The sequence below is a fragment of the Cognatishimia maritima genome (assembly GCF_900129685.1).
GTDB lineage: Bacteria > Pseudomonadota > Alphaproteobacteria > Rhodobacterales > Rhodobacteraceae > Cognatishimia > Cognatishimia maritima.
The window spans coordinates 22100-44039 of the sequence record NZ_FQWM01000006.1; the positions used below are offsets into that span (position 1 = coordinate 22100).

General features: G+C 55.1%; 16 protein-coding genes and 1 tRNA gene. 5 read left to right on the top strand and 12 right to left on the bottom strand.

The window, feature by feature from the left end:
* The first annotated feature begins 106 nt into the window (after positions 1–106).
* Positions 107–193: transfer RNA gene (locus BUA39_RS12490), tRNA-Leu, on the top strand.
* Positions 194–516: 323 nt separating this feature from the next.
* Positions 517–1317: a hypothetical protein gene (locus tag BUA39_RS12495; protein ID WP_131814601.1), complete on the top strand. Its 801-nt coding sequence runs from the start codon at positions 517–519 to the stop codon at positions 1315–1317.
* A gap of 260 nt (positions 1318–1577) precedes the next feature.
* Here BUA39_RS12495 and BUA39_RS12500 read toward each other — a convergent pair whose 3' ends face one another.
* Positions 1578–2525: an AraC family transcriptional regulator gene (locus BUA39_RS12500; RefSeq protein WP_242648597.1), complete on the bottom strand. Its 948-nt coding sequence runs from the start codon at positions 2523–2525 to the stop codon at positions 1578–1580.
* Positions 2526–2718: 193 nt separating this feature from the next.
* Between BUA39_RS12500 and BUA39_RS12505 the strand changes: the two genes are divergently transcribed.
* Entirely contained in the window at positions 2719–3525 is an 807-nt protein-coding gene (locus BUA39_RS12505; RefSeq protein ID WP_072793555.1) for a crotonase/enoyl-CoA hydratase family protein, read from the top strand.
* Positions 3526–3571: 46 nt separating this feature from the next.
* On the opposite strand, the gene BUA39_RS12510 is transcribed toward BUA39_RS12505, so the two are convergent.
* The 5 genes from BUA39_RS12510 to BUA39_RS12530 all read right to left on the bottom strand — a co-directional run bounded on the left by BUA39_RS12510 (position 3572) and on the right by BUA39_RS12530 (position 9812).
* Complete coding sequence (locus BUA39_RS12510; RefSeq protein WP_072793556.1) at positions 3572–4327, bottom strand: CpsD/CapB family tyrosine-protein kinase; 756 nt, start codon at positions 4325–4327, stop codon at positions 3572–3574.
* Between the two features lie 64 nt (positions 4328–4391).
* Positions 4392–6494, bottom strand: a complete 2103-nt coding sequence (locus BUA39_RS12515) for an NAD-dependent epimerase/dehydratase family protein (RefSeq protein WP_072793557.1) — start codon at positions 6492–6494, stop codon at positions 4392–4394.
* Positions 6494–7459 carry a glycosyltransferase family 2 protein gene (locus BUA39_RS12520; RefSeq protein ID WP_072793558.1) on the bottom strand — a complete coding sequence of 322 codons (966 nt, stop codon included), beginning with the start codon at positions 7457–7459 and terminating at the stop codon, positions 6494–6496. The genes BUA39_RS12515 and BUA39_RS12520 overlap by 1 nt, the downstream gene beginning before the upstream one ends.
* Positions 7456–8700 carry a glycosyltransferase family 4 protein gene (locus BUA39_RS12525; RefSeq protein ID WP_072793559.1) on the bottom strand — a complete coding sequence of 415 codons (1245 nt, stop codon included), beginning with the start codon at positions 8698–8700 and terminating at the stop codon, positions 7456–7458. Before BUA39_RS12525 ends, BUA39_RS12520 begins: the two co-directional genes overlap by 4 nt.
* Positions 8688–9812, bottom strand: a complete 1125-nt coding sequence (locus tag BUA39_RS12530; RefSeq protein WP_072793560.1) for a Gfo/Idh/MocA family protein — start codon at positions 9810–9812, stop codon at positions 8688–8690. The genes BUA39_RS12525 and BUA39_RS12530 overlap by 13 nt, the downstream gene beginning before the upstream one ends.
* A 186-nt stretch (positions 9813–9998) precedes the next feature.
* Between BUA39_RS12530 and BUA39_RS12535 the strand changes: the two genes are divergently transcribed.
* Both BUA39_RS12535 and BUA39_RS12540 read left to right on the top strand, forming a co-directional pair.
* Positions 9999–10751, top strand: coding sequence for a WecB/TagA/CpsF family glycosyltransferase (locus BUA39_RS12535; protein ID WP_072793561.1), 753 nt, complete (start codon positions 9999–10001; stop codon positions 10749–10751).
* Positions 10752–10764: 13 nt separating this feature from the next.
* The gene (locus BUA39_RS12540; RefSeq protein WP_072793562.1) at positions 10765–11265 is read left to right on the top strand and encodes a serine O-acetyltransferase; all 501 of its coding nucleotides are present in this window, start codon (positions 10765–10767) and stop codon (positions 11263–11265) included.
* 3 nt (positions 11266–11268) lie between these two features.
* Here BUA39_RS12540 and BUA39_RS12545 read toward each other — a convergent pair whose 3' ends face one another.
* From BUA39_RS12545 to BUA39_RS12570, 6 genes are all read right to left on the bottom strand, one after another.
* Complete coding sequence (locus tag BUA39_RS12545; RefSeq protein ID WP_072793563.1) at positions 11269–12780, bottom strand: hypothetical protein; 1512 nt, start codon at positions 12778–12780, stop codon at positions 11269–11271.
* Between the two features lie 141 nt (positions 12781–12921).
* The gene (locus BUA39_RS12550) at positions 12922–13587 is read right to left on the bottom strand and encodes a sugar transferase (protein WP_072793564.1); all 666 of its coding nucleotides are present in this window, start codon (positions 13585–13587) and stop codon (positions 12922–12924) included.
* A gap of 554 nt (positions 13588–14141) precedes the next feature.
* Entirely contained in the window at positions 14142–15416 is a 1275-nt protein-coding gene (locus BUA39_RS12555; protein WP_072793565.1) for a GumC family protein, read from the bottom strand.
* 76 nt (positions 15417–15492) lie between these two features.
* Positions 15493–16218 carry a 4'-phosphopantetheinyl transferase family protein gene (locus tag BUA39_RS12560; RefSeq protein ID WP_084604968.1) on the bottom strand — a complete coding sequence of 242 codons (726 nt, stop codon included), beginning with the start codon at positions 16216–16218 and terminating at the stop codon, positions 15493–15495.
* Positions 16215–20912 (bottom strand): MupA/Atu3671 family FMN-dependent luciferase-like monooxygenase, encoded by a 4698-nt coding sequence (locus BUA39_RS12565; protein WP_072793566.1) that lies wholly within the window; start codon positions 20910–20912, stop codon positions 16215–16217. Before BUA39_RS12565 ends, BUA39_RS12560 begins: the two co-directional genes overlap by 4 nt.
* Complete coding sequence (locus BUA39_RS12570; RefSeq protein ID WP_072793567.1) at positions 20912–21940, bottom strand: glycosyltransferase family 2 protein; 1029 nt, start codon at positions 21938–21940, stop codon at positions 20912–20914. The genes BUA39_RS12565 and BUA39_RS12570 overlap by 1 nt, the downstream gene beginning before the upstream one ends.

Genomic DNA, 21940 nt, shown 5'->3' on the forward strand with positions numbered 1-21940 from the left:
CCGCCAGTCACTGCCTGTTGGGTGGGTTATCTTTTTCACCGCAAGGTGTTTTTTGCGCTTCACATCCAAATGGCGACTCGATATAGACCCCGTCACCAAGTCATGTGCGGTCGTGGCGGAATTGGTAGACGCGCAGCGTTGAGGTCGCTGTTCCTTAACCGGAGTGGAAGTTCGAGTCTTCTCGACCGCACCACCTAAAACACTTAAGCCACAGTAATTATTGGCTTTTTCGATTTTTATGTTACCTTACCCCACGGCCAGCCCCACAATTGTACGCAACAAGTGCGCGAAAATGGTGCGCAATTAGCAAAAACTTCCTCGAAACGATAGATGACCATTATAGAATTCGGAATCCGGATTTCGGTCACGATTGGACCGCGTTAGCTTTCGATGCTCTGCCAAATGTCTTATTCCAAACGACAGAATATATTTTCCGGCTACGGCATTCCGCCAAACCGACTTAGCGATACATGATTTTGGCATTAAATTTTGAAGGTATTGAGAGAGGGGCAAATTTTGGGAAAAAAGACAAAATCCAATGAGGAAACCAAAGTCGACCCGCTCGCAGAAGGTTTTCGGCAACCACCTGACCATACTACTGACCCGTGCCTTACTTACATGGCGCGGATTATGGAGTTGCGAGAATTTGTGGGATTCGATTTTAACTTTGTAAAAACGTCTCATGAGCTACGTGAGGTTCTGAGTGATCAACTCAAAGAAAGCATTGGAATGGAAGGGTTGAATGCCCTTGAATACAACTTTTCAAAACAACGTTCCTTGGTAAACCAAATTTTGCTTTCGAGGGCCATTGAATCCTTCGATCTCTATCTAACAACTATCCTGCGAGATATAATTCTTTCTCGCCCTGAAATGCTCAAATCTGAAGGTACGGTTGAAGTTTCGACGATCATCGAAACCGGCAACTACGAAGATCTTATTTGGCAAATTGTTGAACGAAAAGTTCATGAACTATCATACAAGCCACTACGCGAGCTGAGTAAGTTCATAAAGTCTAGAACAGGGATCGAACTTTTTCCCACCGATGAGGCGTTTGAGATGACCTTGATCGCATCTGAAGTTCGCAATCTAATCGCTCACAACGATTGTGTGGTGAACGATTTGTTTAATACACGGATCTCTGGAATAGAGTTTCCATTGCAAATAACAGAGACGGGTCGAATAAATATCGAAGATGAATGGTTAAGACGTGCGAGCTACACGCTTGATAGCTTAGTGTTCGACTTTGATGAAACTGCTTCGAAGAAATTCAAGCTGCAAACTCGCTACCGCTTCGCAGCATTCACACTTCGAAGCTAGCAAATCCAAGCACTCAATTGTCTACAGCAGTAGCATTTTATTCAGTTCCAGCCCCATCTACAGCCCCACAATTGAACGCGCGCTGCGTAGCAAAAGCGCGCGACAACATGAAACGAAAAATCATACCAACATATTGATATTATTTTGTTTTATGGACAGAATGAAACAGCATGCGACACCTAGATGCCGGTTCTCGACCGCACCATTATCTCCCCCAATATAGATCTTTTCGAGTCGATGACGCTTAGCCCTTTTGCGCGCTAAATCCTGTCGCGATAGGCGGCGGGTGTATCCCCTGTCCAGTGTTTGAACGCCCGATGGAATGTCGCTGCGGAGGCAAAGCCAAGCGTTTGCGCCAGCGCCTCAATAGGTTGGCCTTCTGTTAGACCCGCAATCGCCATGTCGCGGCGCAGACTGTCTTTGATGGCTTGAAAGGAACTCCCCTGCGCATTCAGGCGCCGGATCAAGGTGCGCGGTGTCACATGCAGGGCGGCGGCCGCATCATTGAGCGTAAGATCAAACCGCGCCGTATAGACCATCTCGCGTAGCTTCAACGTCAACGCATGTTCATTAGACTCGGTGAATATCCAGTCCCGAGGCGCGTGGGTTAGAAACCGCTGCAGATCAGATGCTGTGCGTTGAATCGGAAGGGACCAAAGTGCGCGGTCAAAAGAAATTGCAGTGAACGGTTGATCAAAGCGCGCCTCGCACGGGAAAAGCACCGGGTAATCTGCGGCAAAGGGGGGCTTTGCAAACGCAAAATCCACCTGCGCCACAGGCAGTTCGCGCCCCGCAAGCCAAGAGGCCAGCCCATGCGCCAACTTGAGCATCAACATATGACCGAACCGGTTTACGTCGCCCCTGCCGCGAGGTTTCAACTGCACCACAACACATTGATTTGCATTTGAAATCTCCAGAAAATAATCATCCAGAACGAGGTTCCAAAACGTGGCCATCCGGTAGATACCCGCCCCAATGGACGACGCCCCTAATATCGTCGTGCAGATCTGCTTGAGTGCTCCCGGACGGATCGGGCGGGACCAAAGCCCCATCATTTCATCGCCGCTTTGCTGCGCGGCAACCTGATAAAGCCGCACGATCTGATCCCGCGATAGGCGCGTCTTTGTGTGGTTATCTCGCGCTGAAAACTCCGCGCGTTTCAGGATTTTCTGCAGTCCCTCTGCGCCGCAACGCACTTCAAGGGCCAATAAAAGGTCCTCAACTAGCGCAAATGAGACCGTAGCCGGTGCGTGGATTGGATTATGCATCTCCATGAATTAAGTCGAACATTCTTTGTCACTTTATGCAAATAATTTGTCATCTAGCGTCATTATCTCAAATACCAACAGTCATTAGATGTCACTTAACGCAATTCACTACATAGAAAACTTCGGTGCACCCATGACTGTCACACTCAACGACGACCAATTTGAAAACCTCACGCTTGAGAAACACGACGATGGCGTCTGGGTTGTGACCCTGAACCGCCCCGAAAAGCGCAATGCGCTGAACTTGGCGACCATCGAAGAGTTGATCACGCTCTTTTCAAACGCACCACGTGCCGGGGCGCAGGCCATCGTCTTGGCGGCCAAAGGGGATCATTTCTGCGCGGGCCTGGACCTGATTGAACACCATGACGCAGATCGCAGCCCAGCGGATTTCATGCATGTTTGCCTGCGCTGGCATGAGGCCTTCAACAAGATGGAATATGGCGGCGTGCCGGTGATCGCAGCCCTTAAGGGCGCGGTTGTTGGCGGTGGTTTGGAACTCGCCAGCGCGGCCCATATCCGGGTGGCTGATGCTGGCACCTATTTCGCCCTGCCCGAAGGGCAACGCGGATTGTTTACAGGCGGTGGCGCGACCATTCGGGTCGCGGATTTGGTCGGCAAGTCCCGCATGATCGATATGATGCTGACCGGGCGGGTCTATCAGGGACAAGAGGCAGTTGATCTGGGCTTGGCTCAATATCTTGAAGAAGGGTCAACATTTGATAAAGCCATCGCGCTGGCGCAACGCACCGCTGCCAATTTGCCCCTGACAAACTTTGCGATTTGTTCTGCTGTCAGCCACATGCAGAACATGTCCGCGATGGATGCCGCCTATGCCGAGGCCGTCGTTGCAGGTGTTGTGAACACGCAGCCCGCCGCCCGCGAACGTCTTGCGGCCTTTGCCGACAAATCCGCAGCGCGCATTCGCCCGAACACCTGAAATATGGATGAAGTATCAGCCGCAAAATGCTGATATTAAGCGATTTTTAGGAGAACAGGCTTTCTGCCTTATTCAACACAACACCAAGCAGCTGGGTCTTATCCCCCAGCGCTTGCTCGGCACGCTGCACTTCTTCGGGCAGGCTTTGACCACCGCCGACGACAAGCAGAACACCGTCCACATTCGGCAGAAATCCAAGCACATCGTCGCTGTCCAGAACGGACGGCAGATCAAATATCACCATGTCCGGGCAGAGCAAATCTTGCATTTCGGACAGCACATCTGTGGTCATCATTTGCTGAATAAGCTCTGACGAATGATAGACCTTGGTGTCATTCAGGCCCAAGGCAAGCGACTGCCCGACGCGAATCAAATATTCCTCGGGCGCGATATGACCGGCCAGATAGTCACTCAGCCGTCCGGGGTTCTTAACGCCCAAAAGCGCTGCCAAACTTGGCTTGGTGAAATGCATATCAAACAGAACGGTCCGCACACTTTCCATACGCGCAACGGACAGTGCGAGGTTGGCTGAAACAAAGCTCGCCCCGCAGCCTTCGGTCACGCCGGTAACTGCAATCCGCGTCCAGCCGTGCTCTCGCATCGCGATCAAGAGCCGCGTGCGCAGCATGTCAAACCGCTTGTGCACAGGATCGTTTTTTTGCGCGGTCACGATCCGGTTCGCCCGCAGATGCGCCTCATCCAGGTCGATCTCATGCATCTCATTCCAAAGCAATTGTGCTTCGTCGCCAAGATCGATGAGAAGCTTGGCGTTTGAGGCACTGGGAAGATGGTCTTTGGTCATCTGACTGGTCCTGTTTCTGGTCGAGCCGTTTTAGGCAATAAACTGGGGCAAAATATGGCGATTTTCAGAAGCCTAGCAGATTTGCCTCCACTATGGCCTTTTGAACAAATACCTCACGGCGGCTTTCGGGGGCCCACCCTAGGATCTCTTTGGGCAGACGATTGTCAAACGGCGACAAATGGGCGCGTGATTTCCAATCGGCAAGGCTGGGTCGAATGGCCCCATGGCGGCGCAGGACGTGTTTCTTCAGCGCATATTTCACTGCATCTGCCGCCCAAAAGGCAGTCAAATTGCCAGAGGACACGCGAATATTGGCGCCAAGGGATTGATGAATGGCGGCAAAATAGTCGCGGGCAGACATCATCGGGTCCGCGACCAGGTTGAAGGACTTCCCGACCGCCTCTGGTGTGTCTTTCATCAACACGAGCGCGTCAGCGACATCGTCGATCAGGACAAAGGGCAGAATATTGCTGCCATCGCCCCAAATACGCACTGCGCCTGCGCCATGCCAGCGCCCGATGCCCCAGTGCTGCAGCGGCCCCCCTTCCCCAACGACGATACCTGGGCGGGCAATCACCAGAGGCAAGCCTTTGGTATCATGTAGCTTTAGGAGTTCTTCCTCGCATTTTGCCTTGGACCGCGCGTATAGATTGCGATCCGTCATATCCTCGGCAAAACCGGTGTGTTCCGTGATTGTGTCATCCGGGCGGCTCATGTCATATGAGGCGATTGTGCCTGTATAGATGAACCGCATGACGTCTGCTTTTTGGGCTGCTTCGGCCAAGGCCAGCGTAACGCCGACATCGTTCTTAAGGCACCCTTCCCAAGTGATATCAAGCGATTTGCCAAGGTGGTAGACCGCCTCAATGCCTTCCATCGCACCGGCGAGCGCCTCTGGGTCTGAAAGCGACGCGGAATACAGTTCCACCTGATCGGCGATATCGTCAAATGGACCGGTTTTACCGCGACTTAAGACGCGCACGTCGTGCCCCTGCGCCACCAATTTTCGGGTCAATGCGCGCCCGATAAAGCCGGTACCGCCAACAACCAAGACGCTTGGCTTGGGTTTCTTTTTGGTGGCAGGCTTTGGCTTGGCCGCCGCCTTGGGCATCATGGCGATCACATCATCAATCGCGCGCATGACCTCGATCGCGGCAGCGCCGTCGAACCGGGTATCCAAGGCGTTCCCTGATTGCAGCGCTGAATAGAACGCTTTGAACGCACCCTGAAAGCCCAGACCATAGGCCGATTTACGGTTCAAAGAACTCAGCTGCCGCGCGGCATTCACAACGCCTTCGCGCAGGTGTTGCGCGGCCAGATCAAGCTCTCGCCGCAACGGGTTTAGCACAAGGTCCGATGCGTTTTCGCGCTGCAGAACCAAAGTGTCGTTTGCGTAATTCAGCCGCGCCAGTGCCGAACTGCCACGCACGACAACAGACCGGTCATCGACGGTTTCGACAAGGGATAGGTTGAAGGTCACATCCACATCTCCAGCCCGCGCCAGAATGCGCCAGCTTTGCGGGCGGTCTGTGTCGGCGGGCAAGGCAATGGGTTTGCCAAGGCTCAGCGCCTCAACCTCTACCGGTCCAAACAAGTCCTGCGCAAAGGCAAAGAGGTGCGGGCCGAGTTCCAAAAGCAGGTTTTTCGGTTCTTTCAGCAACCACAGGCCAAAGGGGCCAGAACGCAAAGGCGCGAGTGGGAAATGCCAATTGACCTCAGCAGAGGTGATGCGACCAAGGTCACCTGTCGTGACCAATGTTTGGAGCCGCTCGTAAGAAGGCAAACCCAAGAAGTTATGCCCGGCGGCGAAGGTTTTTTCATGCTTTTCAGAGGCTTCTACGATTTTCTTTGTATCCGCCAAGGACAGCGCAACCGGTTTTTCCACAAAGCAATGCATCCCGGCAGACAGGCATTTGGTCGCAAGTGCCGCGTGGCTGTCCGGCGGCGTCAGAATGTGAACAGCATCACAGACTTTCGCCGCGATCAACTCATCCAGATCGTGAAACGCGACAAGCCCATAGCGTTCTGCAAACCCATCCGCTGCGCCCTTTGATCGGTCGCAGACAGCGACCAGCTCCGCCCCAGCCGTCAATTTGAGAGCCTCGGCATGCCAATCGGCAATGTAACCTGCGCCGATAATGGCGGTTCTGATGGGCGTCTGTGTCATTACTTATACTCGATGATGTGCATGCGCCGCCCCAATAGGCGACGACGATAAAATTCAAGCATGCCAATGGCATTCGGGATCTTTGAAAGCGTGATCAGCGCCGCAAGTCGCCGCGCGCGGGCTGTCTCAAGCCCCTCTCCGCGCAAACCTTGGGCGATCCGCAGAAAGTTTACGCCATAGACAAGAAGGCTAAGGATGGTCAGGGGCCAAAAAAATAGCAGCCCCAATCCAGCAAGCGCGGGTAGCACCATGCCATAGACCACCACGCGCTGGCGCTCTCGCGCGAAATATGGCGGGTGCATCTGGCCTACCTGCGCGAAGCCGTGGCCAGAGCGGACCGCACGTTTCCACCATTGTTCAAAGTGATACATCGCAGCATCGTGCCGCGTCATTTCCAATGGAAGGCGGTGGATAGTCCAACCTGCTATGCGGATACGGACACAGAACTCATCGTCCTCCGCCGCGATCACATGATCATCAAACGGACCAGCCTCTTTGATGGCGGCCGCTCGAACCAACATATCGCCGCCACAGGTTGAGATGTCACCCGCAGGACGATCCCACTCGTGATGACAGAGCGCGTTGTAAACACTGGCATCCGGATAAACTTCGCGCCGCCAGCCGGTTACGATGCCCCAATCAAGGTGATCTTCCATTGCGGACAGCGCTTGATCCAACCAACCCGGCTGCAACGCGCAATCGCCATCGATAAACTGAATAAAGTCAGGGCAACCTTGTTCACACAGCGCTTCATAGCCTTCGCGTCGGGCGCGCGCAGCGGTAAAGGGGCGGTCTGGTGAGAGTTCCACCACCATCGCACCTGATTTGCGGGCCAATTCCACCGACCCGTCTGTCGAGCCTGAATCCACATAAACAATCGGCACGTCGGGCAAAGAGGCAAGGCAAGCTTTCAACCGGTCCCCTTCGTTTCGGCCAATCGCCACAATCGCGACACGTGGGTTCATGCCTCTGCCTCCGGGCGGAGGTCCAAAGGCGGTGCTTCATTGGCATAGCCTGTCAGAATGTCCGACAGCCAAGCGGCCTCTTTTTCGGCGACATAGTCCTGGCGTACCTTAGCACGCCCCGCCTGACCCATAGTTTCCGCGCGATTTGGGTCTGATGTGAGTTCCGCAATCGCTGCTTTCAGCGCCCCGACATCGCCGGGCGCGACGAGCAGACCTGATACGCCATCTTCGACCAATTCAGGGATCCCGGCGATGCGCGTTGTGATGACAGGCCGCGCGGTTGCCATGGCTTCCATCAACACGACCGGCACGCCTTCGGCAAAACTTGGCAGCACAAAGATGGCGTGTGACTTCAGGAAACGGGCAACGTCATCCTGCGACTTGTAGCCCACAAAGTCGACGCGCGTGGCAAGCCCTAGGTCACGCGCTTCTGTCTGGAGGGCTTCACGGTCCGGTCCATCCCCGACCACGGTCAGGCGCAAATCTGGCAGATCGACCATCGCTTGCAAGAGAATGGGCAGACCTTTGACCGACGCAAGGCGTCCAACAAACAAGAGCGTGTTCGGCGTCGGCGTGACGTCATCAGCGTAGCGATCCGGGTCGATCCCGCAGTGCACAATATGCAGTTTGGACCAATGTTCGCGGTCTGAAAAACTCATCGCCTGAGCGCGACAAAAGTGGCTGATGCAGGCGACAAAGGTGGCTTTTTCGATCTTTTTGTCGAGCCGCCAATGCTCTGGTGCAAAGAAAATATCCGGGCCATGCAGGGTGAAACTGAAGGGAATGCCTGTCATTTCTGACATGAGCATCGCCACAGAACAGCTTGATTTCGCGATATGATTGTGCAGATGCGTGACTTCATTGTCCTGCAAATGCGCGCCCAAAACAGCGGCTTCAGCAAAGTAGAACAATTGGTAGAGCGTATTTTTGATGCCACCAGGCGAGGTTGCCAGCGCCAGTTTCAACGCCGCAGCATATCGTCCTGGATTGTTGCGCAGGAACCGCCAGTGGCACCGAAACAGATGCGCCGGCGCTTTCGCAGCTTTCAATACATGAAACGTACGGGCGGCTTCGGCGCGCTGTTCGGGGCCGACGTGATGTTCAGGACCGGTCTGCCGGATGGAACAGGTGAGCACCTCATGCCCCAGGGTCCGCAAGGCGGCGACTTCGCGCTGGATAAATGTATCCGTCGCGCGCGGGTATTCCCCGGTCAGATAGGCAATCCGGCTTAGCGCGCCCATGGCATCGGCTCCATTGGCTGGCAAGTGGTGGTCATGGTTTGCGCGCCGGTTGTCTGCCCCGCGTTTTGGATCGCAAGCGTGACTTCGTTCAGGTGCAGGGCAAAATCTCCAGCCAGCCGACTTTGACGCCCCGCCTTAATCGCCGCTAACATTTCCATCGGACCCAGCGCGAAATTCATCGCGGCCGCACCCCAGCGTTTGACCTTGGGGTGCGTCTCCTTTTTGATGTGAATGCGCCGCCCCAGCGGGTTTTCCAGCAACTTGCGCCGCAGGACCATGCGTTTGTAAAACTTGACCGGCGCGCTGTTGTCCCAAGCCTTTTTGACCTTCAGAACGCCCGCATCCCCGACCACCATAATTTCATGGTTATGCGGCGCAACGATGGAGCAGGTCAGCCGCACGGGTGGGCCGTCTGCGAAAAACAAGGTCGCGACGGACAGATCAGGCGTGCCCTGCCCTGATGGGGCCTTGTCAGGCAGAACCTCTGCCGAGGCTGCAACAACCGTCTGCACGGGCCCAAACCAGCTGATCAGCCACGAAAGGTAATAGCCAGCATGTTCCAGCGTGCAGCCGACGCGAAATTCATCCTCGGCAGGCCAAGACGCGCCGCTGTCGCTGACCCAATCGGCAAAGGGGGCCTGGGGGACAAAACCGTCGTCAAGTTCCGCATAGATCAGTCGCGCCTGCCCGGCGACTTGATCGCGAATGGCCTTGCCCAGTGTCTGCGCCGTTTCACCCAGGACGCTGCACGGGGCCGAGGCAACTTGCAGTCCACGTTCAGCCGCGATGTCATGCACCTTTTGCGCATCTTCCATGGTCACTGCCAATGGCTTTTCGGAATAGACATGATGCCCGGCCTCAAGGCAGCGCAGGTTTACTTCTAGATGGCTGCTGGGGTTCGTCAGGTTCAGGATGAGGCTTTCGTTTGGAAGCTGCGCAAGCAAATCATCCATCGAACCCGCCGCTTTCACTGCCCAGAAGTCACAAAATGCCTTTAGCCGCGCCGGATCACGATCATAGACCACGCTGACCTGCACATGGGGAAAGGTCGCCAAAGACCTCATATAAAGGTCGGCGACAAATCCGCAGCCAATGATTGCCAAGGACGTCATAGATATAGCCTGCTCATTCCCTCTTATGGCACGTTTTGCGCCGAATTTGACCTGCTGTCTAATTGGAAAAATCGACAAGATTGCGTCGGGCATCTGGCAATTGCACGGGCTTTGCTGATTTCAACAACACGATGGCAAATCTATTTGCAGATGGTAAACAGAAACAACCGAGGCAGGGAGCACAAGATGCAGTTTGAAACACGACAGGGTCCTGTGGCTGTATCCGTCAAATCCATTGCAGACCTTAAAGCCAAAGTCTGCGAGAAAATCGAACGCAATCAAGGCTTTGCCCTTGCAACCATAAACCTTGACCACCTTGTAAAGATGAATACCGATGTGCCGTTTTATGCGGCCTATCAGGCGCAGGACTACGTCGTTGCCGATGGCAACCCGATTGTTTGGATGGGGCGCATGGCCGGGCAGGAAATAGAGTTGCTGCCGGGGTCGGATTTGATCTTGCCGATGTGTCAGTGGGTGACCGACCTTGGCGCTACTGTCGCTTTGGCGGGGTCCACGTCAGAGGCTTTGGCGCAGGCAGAAGTCACAATGAAAGCGGCTTGCCCGGGGCTGGTAGTGACAGCGAAGATTTCTCCGCCCTTTGGCTTTGATCCACACGGCGATGACGCACGGGCGCTTTTGCAAGCGATCCACGAGTCAGGCGCGCGGATTTGTTTTATCGCCCTAGGTGCGCCAAAACAGGAAATGCTTGCCGCCTATGGTCGCGAAATCGCGCCGCAGACAGGGTTTGTCAGCATTGGTGCCGGGCTGGACTTTCTCGCCGGAACACAAGACCGCGCGCCGAAATGGGTGCGGCGGCTTGCGCTCGAATGGCTTTGGCGGCTGATGCAATCGCCCTCGCGCATGGCCGGACGCTATGCACGGTGCTTTGCGATCTTGCCCGGCCACGTCAAACGCGCTTTGATGGGGCAACGGCAGTAAAGTGCAGGCAGGCATGACACAACAGAACAACCATATTTCAGCAACAGAGCCCGATTGGACGCGCGAAGAAATCGGTCATTTCTGGGCGCCCGGTCTTAAACTTTTGCGCAGTATTCGGCGCTATCAAAGCTGGCGGGCTCGCAAGGGAGTCTTCGCGCGCATCGCTGCCAAATACTGGGCGGTCGTGCATTGGTTCTGGTCTTTGGTTACTCAGAGTGAAATCCACGCCCACCAAAAAATCGGTGGCGGATTGCGGCTACCGCATCCGACTGGAATTATCATACATCCTGAAGCGTCAATCGGGCCAAATTGCATGATATTTCATCAGGTTACTGTATCTGGCGCGGTTCAGGTCGGTGGGCATGTGGACATTGGCGCCGGGGCAAAGATCCTCGGTCCGCTCACAATCGGAGACCACGCCAAAATCGGCGCAAATGCTGTTGTGCTTTCGGATGTTCCTGCAGGCGCTACCGTCGTCGGCGTCCCTGCAAAAGTGGTCAAACAACAGGCCTAACTGCTAAAGAATGGTCCTTGGCCCTGTTTCCACTGTGATGCGATTGGACGCTTCAAGGGCGGACTTCCTTCGCCCTGACGCCATTTCTTTCAACTGCGTGCGGAGCTGCTCACAATATCCCAGCAGCGCCCCGGCAATAAGCCAGGTGATCGGCGTCAAAGTGGCATTGGGCAATAGGTCGACGAGATTTAGGGCCAAGAGCAACGACAATCCACCACCAAGCTGAGAGATCACCTGGTCCACTTGACGTTCTGCCGAGGTTTTCCGAAGGGGAATCGACGTTTCCACCTGCGCACGATTTAGCCTTCGGCGCGTTGCCTGTTCCGATCCGGCAAGCCGGTAGAAGGCAAAAATGGGAGCTGCCAAAAGACCAAACTCTGCAAGGAAACCGATCCAGCCAAAGACACCAACGGCAATAATCCACCGACCGTCGGTGACCGTGCGAATGGTACCGTCAATTGGGTCGTGTAGGTGATTGCGCCCCCAGGACCCCCAGCCAAAGAGCGGCTTTTCCATAGCGCGTTCAAACAGCAGGTTTTCATTATCGAACCGGAACTGCAATGAATTCGCGCGTTCTGCGCTAACGCTTGTGGCTGCGGCAAGAATTTGCTCTTCAGGCACGATGTCGACCAGTTTGGCCAACGGATAGGCGAGCGTCAGAACAGCCAATAGAAGCGCGACACGTGCTTGAATTTTCCAGTTCGCAAACACAACCAATGCAATCAGCACCATCGCATAAAGCACAGGACTTAGGGTTTTGTTCAACACAAGGACCCCCGCCAGAAAAACGCCAGCGATAAACTTTGCTGACCGACGTTTCCCTGCGGCGTTGCGCCAGAGTATCACGGCTGCCGAGAGGGCCGTCATAATAAAAAACGCAGCCCAGATGCCGTGCGACAAAAAGACGATTGCCCGATAGCCCCCCGCCCGGATCATCTGTTCAAAGACGTGCTGAAAATAGCCATAGATCCAAATGTTCAATTGCGGACTCAGGCGCACCTCGAGCAGCATCGGGAAGCTGTAGACCACGCCTGCGATCATCAAGGCCATCAAGAGATCTCGTAGATGTTCTGGCTTGAAAAGGAACTGGCGCGCCAAGACAAACCCAATCAGAATAATCGCCTGGTTAATTACAAGCGCCACGATATCCATCGCATAGAGTCCACGCAGGCCACCTTGGGCAAAGAGCACAGGTTCAGGGTTGGTCAGAACCGTGAGTGCGGGACTGAAAATAAAGCATAGCATCACCGCCTTCACCCAGTTGGATTGCGGGAAGAATTCCACTTTTTCACGGGCAACAAAGATGACCATGAACAGCGCCGCCAAGTTCGGAAGCGTCAGCTTGTTCAAGGGCGGCATCAAGGGAAAATCAAAAGCCGTCGGCAGCGGAGGTAGCAGCAAATAGGCGCCCAAAAACGACCAGATCAGCGCACGCCCAACCGGCATCCGTTTGAAGGAAACAAACATCACAAGCGGCCATGCGGCCAAAACGATATAGGCAATGCTATTGGGCATCTGTCCTGATTTTGCTTTTGCGCACCTTGCTGTCCACCCCACGCAACGTATTGGGCGGCTGTGGCTCAGTCTGACGAGAAATCACGTCAAATAAACAAAAAAAACACGCCCATTTCGTGGCGTGTTTTCTAAGCGTCTTGTTTATTGACCCGTCGCGCGCGCCACGACCGAAACAGTTTTGACCAGAATGGAAAGATCAGAGGCAAGGCTCAGGTCATCGTGGTAACGGTTGTCGTAAAATGCGCGCTCTGCAAAGCTGCTTTCATTCCGTTCTGAGACCTGCCAAAGGCCAGTGATGCCGGGGCGCATGTCGTAGTAGGCTTTGCCAGGATAGATATCTTTCTGGCAGGGCATCATTGGGCGTGGGCCAACGAGAGACATATCGCCCTTCAGCACGTTCCAAAGCTGCGGAAGTTCATCCAATGAAGTTTTGCGGATCAAACGTCCCAAAGGTGTGATCCGCGGATCATCGCGCAGCTTTTGCTTTTCGTCCCACTCAGCTTTCGCCGCAGGATTATCGGCAAGAAAGTTAGCCAGAATACGGTCTGCATCACGCACCATGCTGCGCAGTTTCAGCATATTGAACTGGCGACCATTCTGCCCAATGCGTTTTTGGACGTAGAAAGGCGATGCGCCCTCAAGCATCAGTGCAACGGCCAGAACCATCACCACAAAACCGACGGGCAAAACCAAAATCATAACAACGCCAACGTCAAAACAGCGCTTGGCTACGTTGCGGTAGAACCCAGGGGCCAGGTTCCCAAACTGTGTCTTCAGCGCGACATCGCGCTTATCTAAATAGGCCATACCACTTCCTCATACAGATCGGCCAAACACAAGAAGACACGCGCTGAAACCACAGCGTTCTGATCTGCCTCAGACCAGTGAGAATTTACGCTTCGTTGCCCCCGAATGGCTGACCCTGTCAGCCGACGCAAATCCGTGTCAGTTTGTTGCTTGGATAATCTTTAGACCCAACTCGCCATATATTTATATCAAATTTGGCAGAATTCGTCCACATTTCCGCCACTCTCCTTTAGGTATAATATGTTGTTTTATATGTGATTTATGGAAAATCTCTGATTTTGAGGCCAAAAAAGCGACACATTTCAGGAAGTGGACGGGTTATCTGTTAACGAAATCGCAATAATTCTACAATTTATGATTGTCTGTTTCGATTTCTTCAATAAATACGGTTTCCAAAACGGAACCAAATTCAGCGCTCTGCCCGACTTGTTCGCAGATACAGAAAATACATTCGAGGCTTTCAATTCAAAGTTGCAATTTGATTCTATTGCCCTGGAACTGAGAGACAAAAATGGCGCCCAGAGGGCGCCAAATTGTGTCGCAACCTACGGTGATTATCTGACTGAAACGAAGGCCAAAACCGCCAAAGTCGCGAGCGCGAATACAAGCAATCCTATGGTCCAGAAAATCCGACGCCACGTGCGCTCGCGTGCGACATGAACAAGCGGGATCACAGCAACTGCACGCAGACCCAGCTGACGCTCGAGTTGGGCTTCGGTGCGAATGATTGGGTTTCGCATTTCAAGGATCACAACCGCAACGATGCCTGCGAGACCTGAAAGGATGCAGCCCAGAAACGCGATGCGTTTTCGATTGGGGGCAATTGGTGTTTCCGGGGCAACTGCGGTTTCGAGTATTTGAAAGCTTTCGCCCTGCTGGCTCGCTTGCAGCATCAAAGACATTTCGGCCTCTGCCTGATTGCGGGTAATGACCAAATACTGGTCCGTCAGCCGTTGCAACTCACGCTCCAAAGCGCTGAGTTCTCGTTCAATATTCGGCGCTACTTGTATCAGGGCTGTGGTCTGACGGATCTGAACATCCAAAAGTGCGGCTTGCTCCTGCAGCTGCGCCAACCGGTTTGCCACCAATGTATTACGAGAACCGCGATTGCCTGCGGTCAGTTCAATAATCTGCCGTTCTAACTCCAACCGCTCTTGTCGCGTGCGTGCAAGTTCTTCACGTTTCAGCGTCAACCCTGCATTTAGGCTATCGCCGTTCTTTTGTTTGAATTCGGCAATTTCAGTTTCAAGCTTTTCGATATCTGCGCCCAGCCGCGCCTCTTCGCTTTCAAAAAACGCAAGCGCCTCGGCAGCGCGTTCCTCGCGGCGGTTTTTGTTCTGGGCGAGCACGTTGTTGACCAAAGTGTTGGCAACACGCGCTGCAACTTCAGGGTCGCCCATGCGTACGGTGATATTCAGTGCTGTCGGAATAATGTCAGGACGCCATGCCAAAGCAGGATCTGTCACCCGCACCACGCGTGCCCCAAGACGCAACGCAAACACTTTGTCGGAATCCGATATGTCCGGAACGTCTGCGAACAGGTTTTCGGCTTCGATAATGGCCAAAAGATTGTCACGAGACATTACGCGTTGTTCAATGATTTGCAGTTGCTGCAGGGTCCGCGCGTTGACCGAAGAGGACCCACCAAACTCGGGCGCCTGCACCTGCGCTTGCTCAATCTGGATTACGGCAACGGCTTCGTATTCTCTTGGCAGGCTGACGGCGTAGAACAATGACGCAGCAACACCCGCCGCAACGATCAGCGCCAAAAGCACGATGTGGCGCAGAAATGCGCCAAAGATTTCATCAAGCGTCGACAGCCTGTTCATCGCAATTGCCTCACATTTTGGCCGTCCCTTGCCGGGCAACCCTTATCGTTGGTTCAGCTATGCCCAAGCAATGTGTTTATCCGATGACCGAATTTGGAAACTCGCTGCCAAATTCGACACCTTCGGCAATATGACACAGGCTGATGATCTGTTCACCTGAATTGCTGGTGAGGCCACGGAAGATACTGCCCTGTGCAAACCCTTCGACATCGCGCATCAGGCGCGCGTCAAAACGGCCCTGTTTATCAAAAACCACGGACAAGGCTTTGAAATCAATCAAAGTCCGGCTGACCGTGTATTGGCATTTGTAGATGGCTTCTTTGGCGCTAAAGAAACGCCGCGCCACGATTCCCCGGGATTGAAACGGCAGTTGGCGCAGCCAGGCCAATTCTTCTGGGCGGCAGATTTCGGAAAACACGTCTGCCTCAAGCGGCAAAGCCGGTTCTACATCCACGCCAAGCGCGCGGAAGCGATCCCGTTCGGCGACAATCGCAATGCAGGATTTGTCGTCATGCGTGATGCTGCCAACCACGGCACTTGGCCAAACCGGAGAACGATCCCGATCCATCGGAATGGCGGACGGTGCGCGCCCCAAGGCCAGCAAGGCCCGTCGCGCTGCCATACGCCCGGCTGCGAATTCCATTTGGCGTGCAGGCACTGCGTTTGAAATTGCAGACGCCTCTGCCGGCCAAAGGGGTTCTGGGGCTGCGTGGGGAGACGTCACAGCAACGGCCACACCGGCTGGCACTAGAGATCGAACGTTCATTTCAAGCATCGATAGGCGACGAAGTTGTGTGGTCATGAGATTTTCTCCCGACGGCGTGCGCGCATCATCCGTCGTTTGGCCATGGTGGATTGGCGGGACTTTGCCTGATCGGGGGACGCTTGTGTCGGCGTTTGCCCGGCTGCAGCTTCTGCCTGCAGAGTATTGGTTTGTTTTGCGGTTCCCACTTCAAGGCCGCAAATCGCCTCGATCCGCGCAGACAATGCGCCGAGTGTCGGGAACCGGAAGATATCGGTGATCGAAACCTGTTTGAAACCAAGCGTATCGCGCATATCGCGGTGCGCCTGAACGGCCAGCAGGCTGTGCCCGCCAAGGTCAAAGAAATTGTCGCCCGCAGAGATATTATTGACCCCCAAGATACGTGACCAAAGGGCTGCGATCTGTGGCATCACGGCGGCCCCTTCTGCACCAACTGGGGCGGCGCTTGGCTGCGGCGCAGATTCTGCGCGGCGCTCTTTTGGTGCCGGCAATGCTTTGCGGTCGATCTTTTTATTTGGCGTCAGCGGGAATTCCGCCACGCGGACAAATCGGCTGGGCACCATGTAACTTGGCAAATGCGCCGCAAGATGCGACCGCATAAGGTCTTCGGCAACAGGGCCTTTGTGATAGGCCACCAGTCGCACATCGCCGGGGGTGTCTTCGCGGACGATAACAACCGCTTGCGATATCCCCTCAAGGTCTTCGATGCGGCGCTCGATTTCACCGAGTTCGATACGGTAGCCACGGATCTTCACCTGGTGATCCACACGCCCAATAAAGTCCAGAACACCGTCCAAACGCCGCCGCACAAGGTCGCCGGTGCGATAAAGACGCCCCTGCCCCGCTGGCTGACCCGACAAATCATCTGGGACAAACCGATCCTGCGTCAGGTCTTCGCGCCCGAGATAGCCGCGCGTGACGCCATCACCACCAATCAGCAACTCACCCGCCACGCCAAACGGCACCGGCTGCAGGTTATCGTCCACAACATGGGTCGTTGTATTGGTGATAGGCGTGCCGATATTGGCAATCGCATCTGCGCCCGTGACAGGCGCGGTGGTGGACCAAATGGTTGTTTCAGTTGGCCCGTACATATTTGTAATCTTGGCATCCGTGCGCTCTGCCAATTGCGCAACCAGTCCCGCGGGCAGTGCCTCACCGCCAAGGAAAAGGTGATCGAGTTGGCGCAGCGCCATTGACGCCTCATCATTCATACAGAACATGCGCGCCATCGACGGGGTGCATTGCATATGGGTTACGCCATGGCGCATGATTTGACCGGCGATGGACATATCAGACGGATCAACCGTGACCTCGCCCTGACAGGCAGCCACGACCTCGGTCAAGGGGCGCAGCCCCTCAAGCACCACATCGGTGTCGATGCCATAATCGATCAAGCAAGCGATTTCAGTCACGCCAATGCGCTTCAACTCATCCGCCCGGGCGATACAATCATCGACTGTGCCAAATAGCCCCGAGTCCTCGAAATACCGCTGGAAGGCGAAATCAAGGATGCCGTCCATCTCATCATCGCTCAGGCTCCCTAGGTCGAGCTCAAACGGGTTGTTGACGCCTTCGGGTTTCTTAAACGCCGGGAAGGCCCAGGCGTATTGTTTGATCAAACCGGCGGCGGAACGCAGGTAATCTTTCATCGGCTCGCGCGCGATGTCGCGGGCGGTTTCGCGATCTTCTGCAATAAAGCTGTGCAGCATCAGCGTGACTTTGAAGTCTTCGGGGCGATGCCCCGCCTCGCGCAGCGCTGCGTGGTAAAGTTTAATCTTATCCGCAACCTCAGAGATGCTCTGCCCCAAGAGGTGGGTTAGGATATGAGCCCCATTGCGCCCGGCCTCTTTCCATGTTTCGGGGTTTCCGGCGGTGGTCACCCAGATATCGGGTTCTTTGGACACGGGCCGTGGCTGCGTCACAACGGCGTGCATTTGACCATCGGCACGCGGGAATTCCACGGCTTCTCCGCGCCAGAGTTTGCGCAGGTCTGCGATTTGCTGGAACATTACCTCTTTGTTGGCAGGCGGAGTGTTCTCTGGGCGCAGGACAAAATCATCCGGCTGCCAGCCGCTGGCGATGGCCAGCCCGGCCCGGCCATTTGTGAGGTTGTCAATGACAGACCATTCTTCGGCGATACGTGCCGTATGGTGCAACGGCGCAACGCAGCTGCCCGCGCGCACACCGATATTGCGCGTGGTCCCGGCCACGGCTGCCCCCGTCACCGATGGGTTCGGGTATGGTCCGCCAAAAGCGTGGAAATGCCGCTCTGGCGTCCAGACCGCGCAGAAACCGTTTTCGTCGGCAAACTGCGCGCCTTCCAGCAGCAGGCGGTATTTGTCGCGACCGGCACCGTCGTCGTTGCCCCAATAATAAAGGCTGAACTCCATGCCCGAAGCGCGCCCACGCAGCGGCCCATCAGACAGTTGTGTGGCCTTTTCATCGCCAGACAGCACGACCTTATGACCGCGCGACAGCGTGTAGAACAGTTCCAAGACCGAGATATCAAACGAAAGGCTGGTGACCGCCATCCAAGTCGCGCTGGCGTCTGCCTGTACGCGGTCATCCATACCCGCAAAGAAATTGATGACATTGCTGTGCTCCACCATCACGCCCTTGGGCCGACCGGTCGAGCCGGAGGTGAACATAAGGTAAGCTAAGTCTGCGCCGGTGACCTGTTCGGCAGGGGTCGCGACCTCATCTGGCGGCGCTTCTGCGTCGATCAACAACACGCGCGCTGCGGACGTCGGTAGGTCTTTCGCAATCTCACTTTGTGAAACCACCAGTTTCGCGGCGCTGTCTTCCAGATAGATCGACAGGCGGTCCTGCGGAAAACTCGGGTCCAACGGTAAATAGGCGGCCCCTGCTTTCCAAATCGCAAGGCAGGCCACAACGAGATCGAGTGAGCGACGGCAATGCACACCGATGATATCGCCTTTTTCGACGCCTTCGCGGATCAACTTCGTGGCCCAAGCCCCTGCGCGCGCGTCAAGCTCTGCATAGGTCAGCGCCTGATCTTCAAAGACCAAGGCGGTGACGTCTGGCGACGCTTGCGCTTGAATGGCAATGGCCGCGTGAACGGTCGCCTGTGGGTCGATGTCTGCTGTTGGTCCCTGTGCGGCCTTCAGCAGGGCCAGTCGCTCACTTTCTGGAACGGACAGCAATTTCCGGACCGATGTTTGACCCTTGGCAAGTTCTGCAAGGATGTGTTCCAGCCGGGTTTTCAACAGAATTGCGTGGTCGGCGGTGACGCGCGCCGCGTCATAGCGCAAACAGGATCGGTCTGTATCAAAAACCACCGACACCGCGACGCCTTTGGAAGGTTCCTTCTCAGCGGACGGTAAAACTTCCAGATCAGGCGTTTGCAGGGCCGACAACTCTGGTGCGCGTGAAATCAGATCAAGCGCGAAGGTGTCTCTGCCATGTAGAGTCGAAAGGGCGTCCTCAGTATTTTGTCGGAGCGTCGCAACATCATCTTCTGTGGTCGCAAGCAAAGGCATTGGCACCCATGGCGAAAGGACGCAATCGGCGATCGAGAGACCAGCATGACGATACGCGATTTGCGTACCATCTTCGGCTCCGCTGAGTTTCGCAAAGAGGTGAACAGCCGCCACACGATCCGCCATGGACAGATCTTTGAGACCGTGAATTTCCAAGCTTTGCCAGTCAGTTGTGTCCCCATCTAGATTCTTAACCGCGGCAACCAACGGCAAACGCAAAGGCGCAAATCCAGACAGGTCTTTCCGCCACGCGGCGTCGTCTGATGCGACCGATTTCATTCGTTTCGTGAGGCCAGCGGCATCGACAGGATAAGACAGTTTTTGACCAATAAGGGCATCGCTAGCTGCAATTTCAAACGGGTCGCCAGACAGGTCACAAAGTCCACTCAATGTCACAGAGCCATTTGCACATGCGACCTGAAGCGCGTTTTCATCTGCGCTGACGATTGTACCTGCGTCGCCACCTTCTGGGCGCGGCTCAATCTTACGGACTTGCAGAACTTTGCCGTTTAACCTGATTTTCGGCACACAAAGCGGGTTAAAATACGCCCCGTGATCCAGCGCGCGGACAAGTGCGACCAAGGCGTCGCTTGGCTTGGTAAAATCCAGAAATCCTGCGGCTTCAGGACGTGCGGTGCGCCCGAAGTATGAGCGGTCTTCAAATACTTGCGCCTGACGCGGTAGCACGTCACCAGAAAGCGCCGTGATCACCTCTGGGAAACTGTCAATCGCGGCTTCAAAGCATTTGGCATTCAGGCTGAGCGCCGTGTCCTTTTCTGTGACGGGAAAGGACCTTTGCACCAGAATATCGCCCGCATCGACCTTACTTTCGATCAGATGCCACGTGACGCCATGCGTGGTTTCACCATTCAGTCGTGCCCAGACCGGCGCATTCAGACCAGCATAACGCGGCAATGGTCCGTCGTGGAAATTCACAGCGCCCAAATTGGCCCGCGCCAAGAGATCATCCGGGATAAGATCAAGATTTGCGATGCTGAGCAGCCAGTCAAAGCCCTTGGGCAAAACCAAATCAGCCAGACGGTCTGCTGTTTCCTGAACCGAGTGCCCTGCATTCTTCGCCCAACGCAATATGTCCGGGTTGCGCGTGGCAATCATGGCAATTTCATGGCCCGCCTGCAGCCAAAGCTCTGCGCATTGCACCAGCAACGACTCATTCCCGATCAGCACGGCTGAGCGTTTGCTTGAGGCGTCTGCGCGGTCCAAATTCATTACTCTGCTCCTGCCAGGGCCTTTTTTGCCTTGGGAAATGCGATCTTGCGGGATTTTCGCAGTTGTCCACGAGTCCCCGTTTTCAAGGCATGTTTTGCCATATCAATGAGGAAATATTTGGGCTGACCTGTGGATTTCCCCCGCAGCTTGGCGCGCACCGACGCAATGGCGCCGCCGGTCAAATGGGCAAGCGTCGCGCCCAGCGCATAAAGCCTGCCGTGGTTGACGGTGAAGTAATGCAAACGGGACTCCAGCCAGAAACCGGGGATGCGATCCCATGTTTTCATACCTGTCGACACAGACCCGATGTGGGTAACGCAGCTTTCACGCACATAGGCGGTTTTCCAACCCGCCCGCGCAGCCCGTAGGCAAAGGTCGGTCTCTTCGAAATACAGAAAGAACGCTTCGTCAAAGAGGCCGATCTGTTCCAACACCTCGCGCCGGATCAGAACCGACGCCCCAGCGCACCAGTCAACGGTGCAGGTGGTTTCGGGAATCGGCATGGGGACAATTGCGTGTTTCAACAGCTTGCTAACCGGCCCCAAGCGCGCGGCGCCTTCAAATTCGCCTGCCATGGTTGGAAAGCGAAAGGCCGTTAGATGCGGGTCGCCGTCGGGGCCGTGGATGTAACTGCCAGCCAAGCCCACATCTGAATTGTGATCTAGATAATGCATTAGCGCCTGAATGGCCCCGTCATGCGGGAAAGCGTCAGAATTTTGGATATAGATATAGTCTGGCAAGTGCCCATCGATACCAGTGGCAAGTCCATGCGTGATCCCGACATTATTGCCTGCACCAAACCCGCCATTGCGCCCGGATTGAAGGACCTCAACCCGGTCGGACGCCCAGCCTTTTGCAACAACCGCCGCCGACAGATTTTCAAAAGAGCCATCGCGGCTGTCGTTGTCCACGATCAGGATCTTGCCCGCGATCCCATCCATTTCAGCCACCGTCGCCACTGCGGCCTGCAAAGTCATGTCGGCGGTGCGGTAGTTCAGAATGATGGCCAGAACGGTTTTCTGCGGCAT

Coding starts and splice junctions, on each gene's coding strand:
- BUA39_RS12505 (WP_072793555.1), top strand. CDS start 2,719: ATGACTGTCACACTCAACGACGACCAATTTGAAAACCTCACGCTTGAG.
- BUA39_RS12510 (WP_072793556.1), bottom strand. CDS start 4,327: ATGACCAAAGACCATCTTCCCAGTGCCTCAAACGCCAAGCTTCTCATC.
- BUA39_RS12515 (WP_072793557.1), bottom strand. CDS start 6,494: ATGACACAGACGCCCATCAGAACCGCCATTATCGGCGCAGGTTACATT.
- BUA39_RS12520 (WP_072793558.1), bottom strand. CDS start 7,459: ATGAACCCACGTGTCGCGATTGTGGCGATTGGCCGAAACGAAGGGGAC.
- BUA39_RS12525 (WP_072793559.1), bottom strand. CDS start 8,700: ATGGGCGCGCTAAGCCGGATTGCCTATCTGACCGGGGAATACCCGCGC.
- BUA39_RS12530 (WP_072793560.1), bottom strand. CDS start 9,812: ATGACGTCCTTGGCAATCATTGGCTGCGGATTTGTCGCCGACCTTTAT.
- BUA39_RS12535 (WP_072793561.1), top strand. CDS start 9,999: ATGCAGTTTGAAACACGACAGGGTCCTGTGGCTGTATCCGTCAAATCC.
- BUA39_RS12540 (WP_072793562.1), top strand. CDS start 10,765: ATGACACAACAGAACAACCATATTTCAGCAACAGAGCCCGATTGGACG.
- BUA39_RS12545 (WP_072793563.1), bottom strand. CDS start 12,780: ATGCCCAATAGCATTGCCTATATCGTTTTGGCCGCATGGCCGCTTGTG.
- BUA39_RS12550 (WP_072793564.1), bottom strand. CDS start 13,587: ATGGCCTATTTAGATAAGCGCGATGTCGCGCTGAAGACACAGTTTGGG.
- BUA39_RS12555 (WP_072793565.1), bottom strand. CDS start 15,416: ATGAACAGGCTGTCGACGCTTGATGAAATCTTTGGCGCATTTCTGCGC.
- BUA39_RS12560 (WP_084604968.1), bottom strand. CDS start 16,218: ATGACCACACAACTTCGTCGCCTATCGATGCTTGAAATGAACGTTCGA.
- BUA39_RS12565 (WP_072793566.1), bottom strand. CDS start 20,912: ATGAATTTGGACCGCGCAGACGCCTCAAGCAAACGCTCAGCCGTGCTG.
- BUA39_RS12570 (WP_072793567.1), bottom strand. CDS start 21,940: ATGCCGCAGAAAACCGTTCTGGCCATCATTCTGAACTACCGCACCGCC.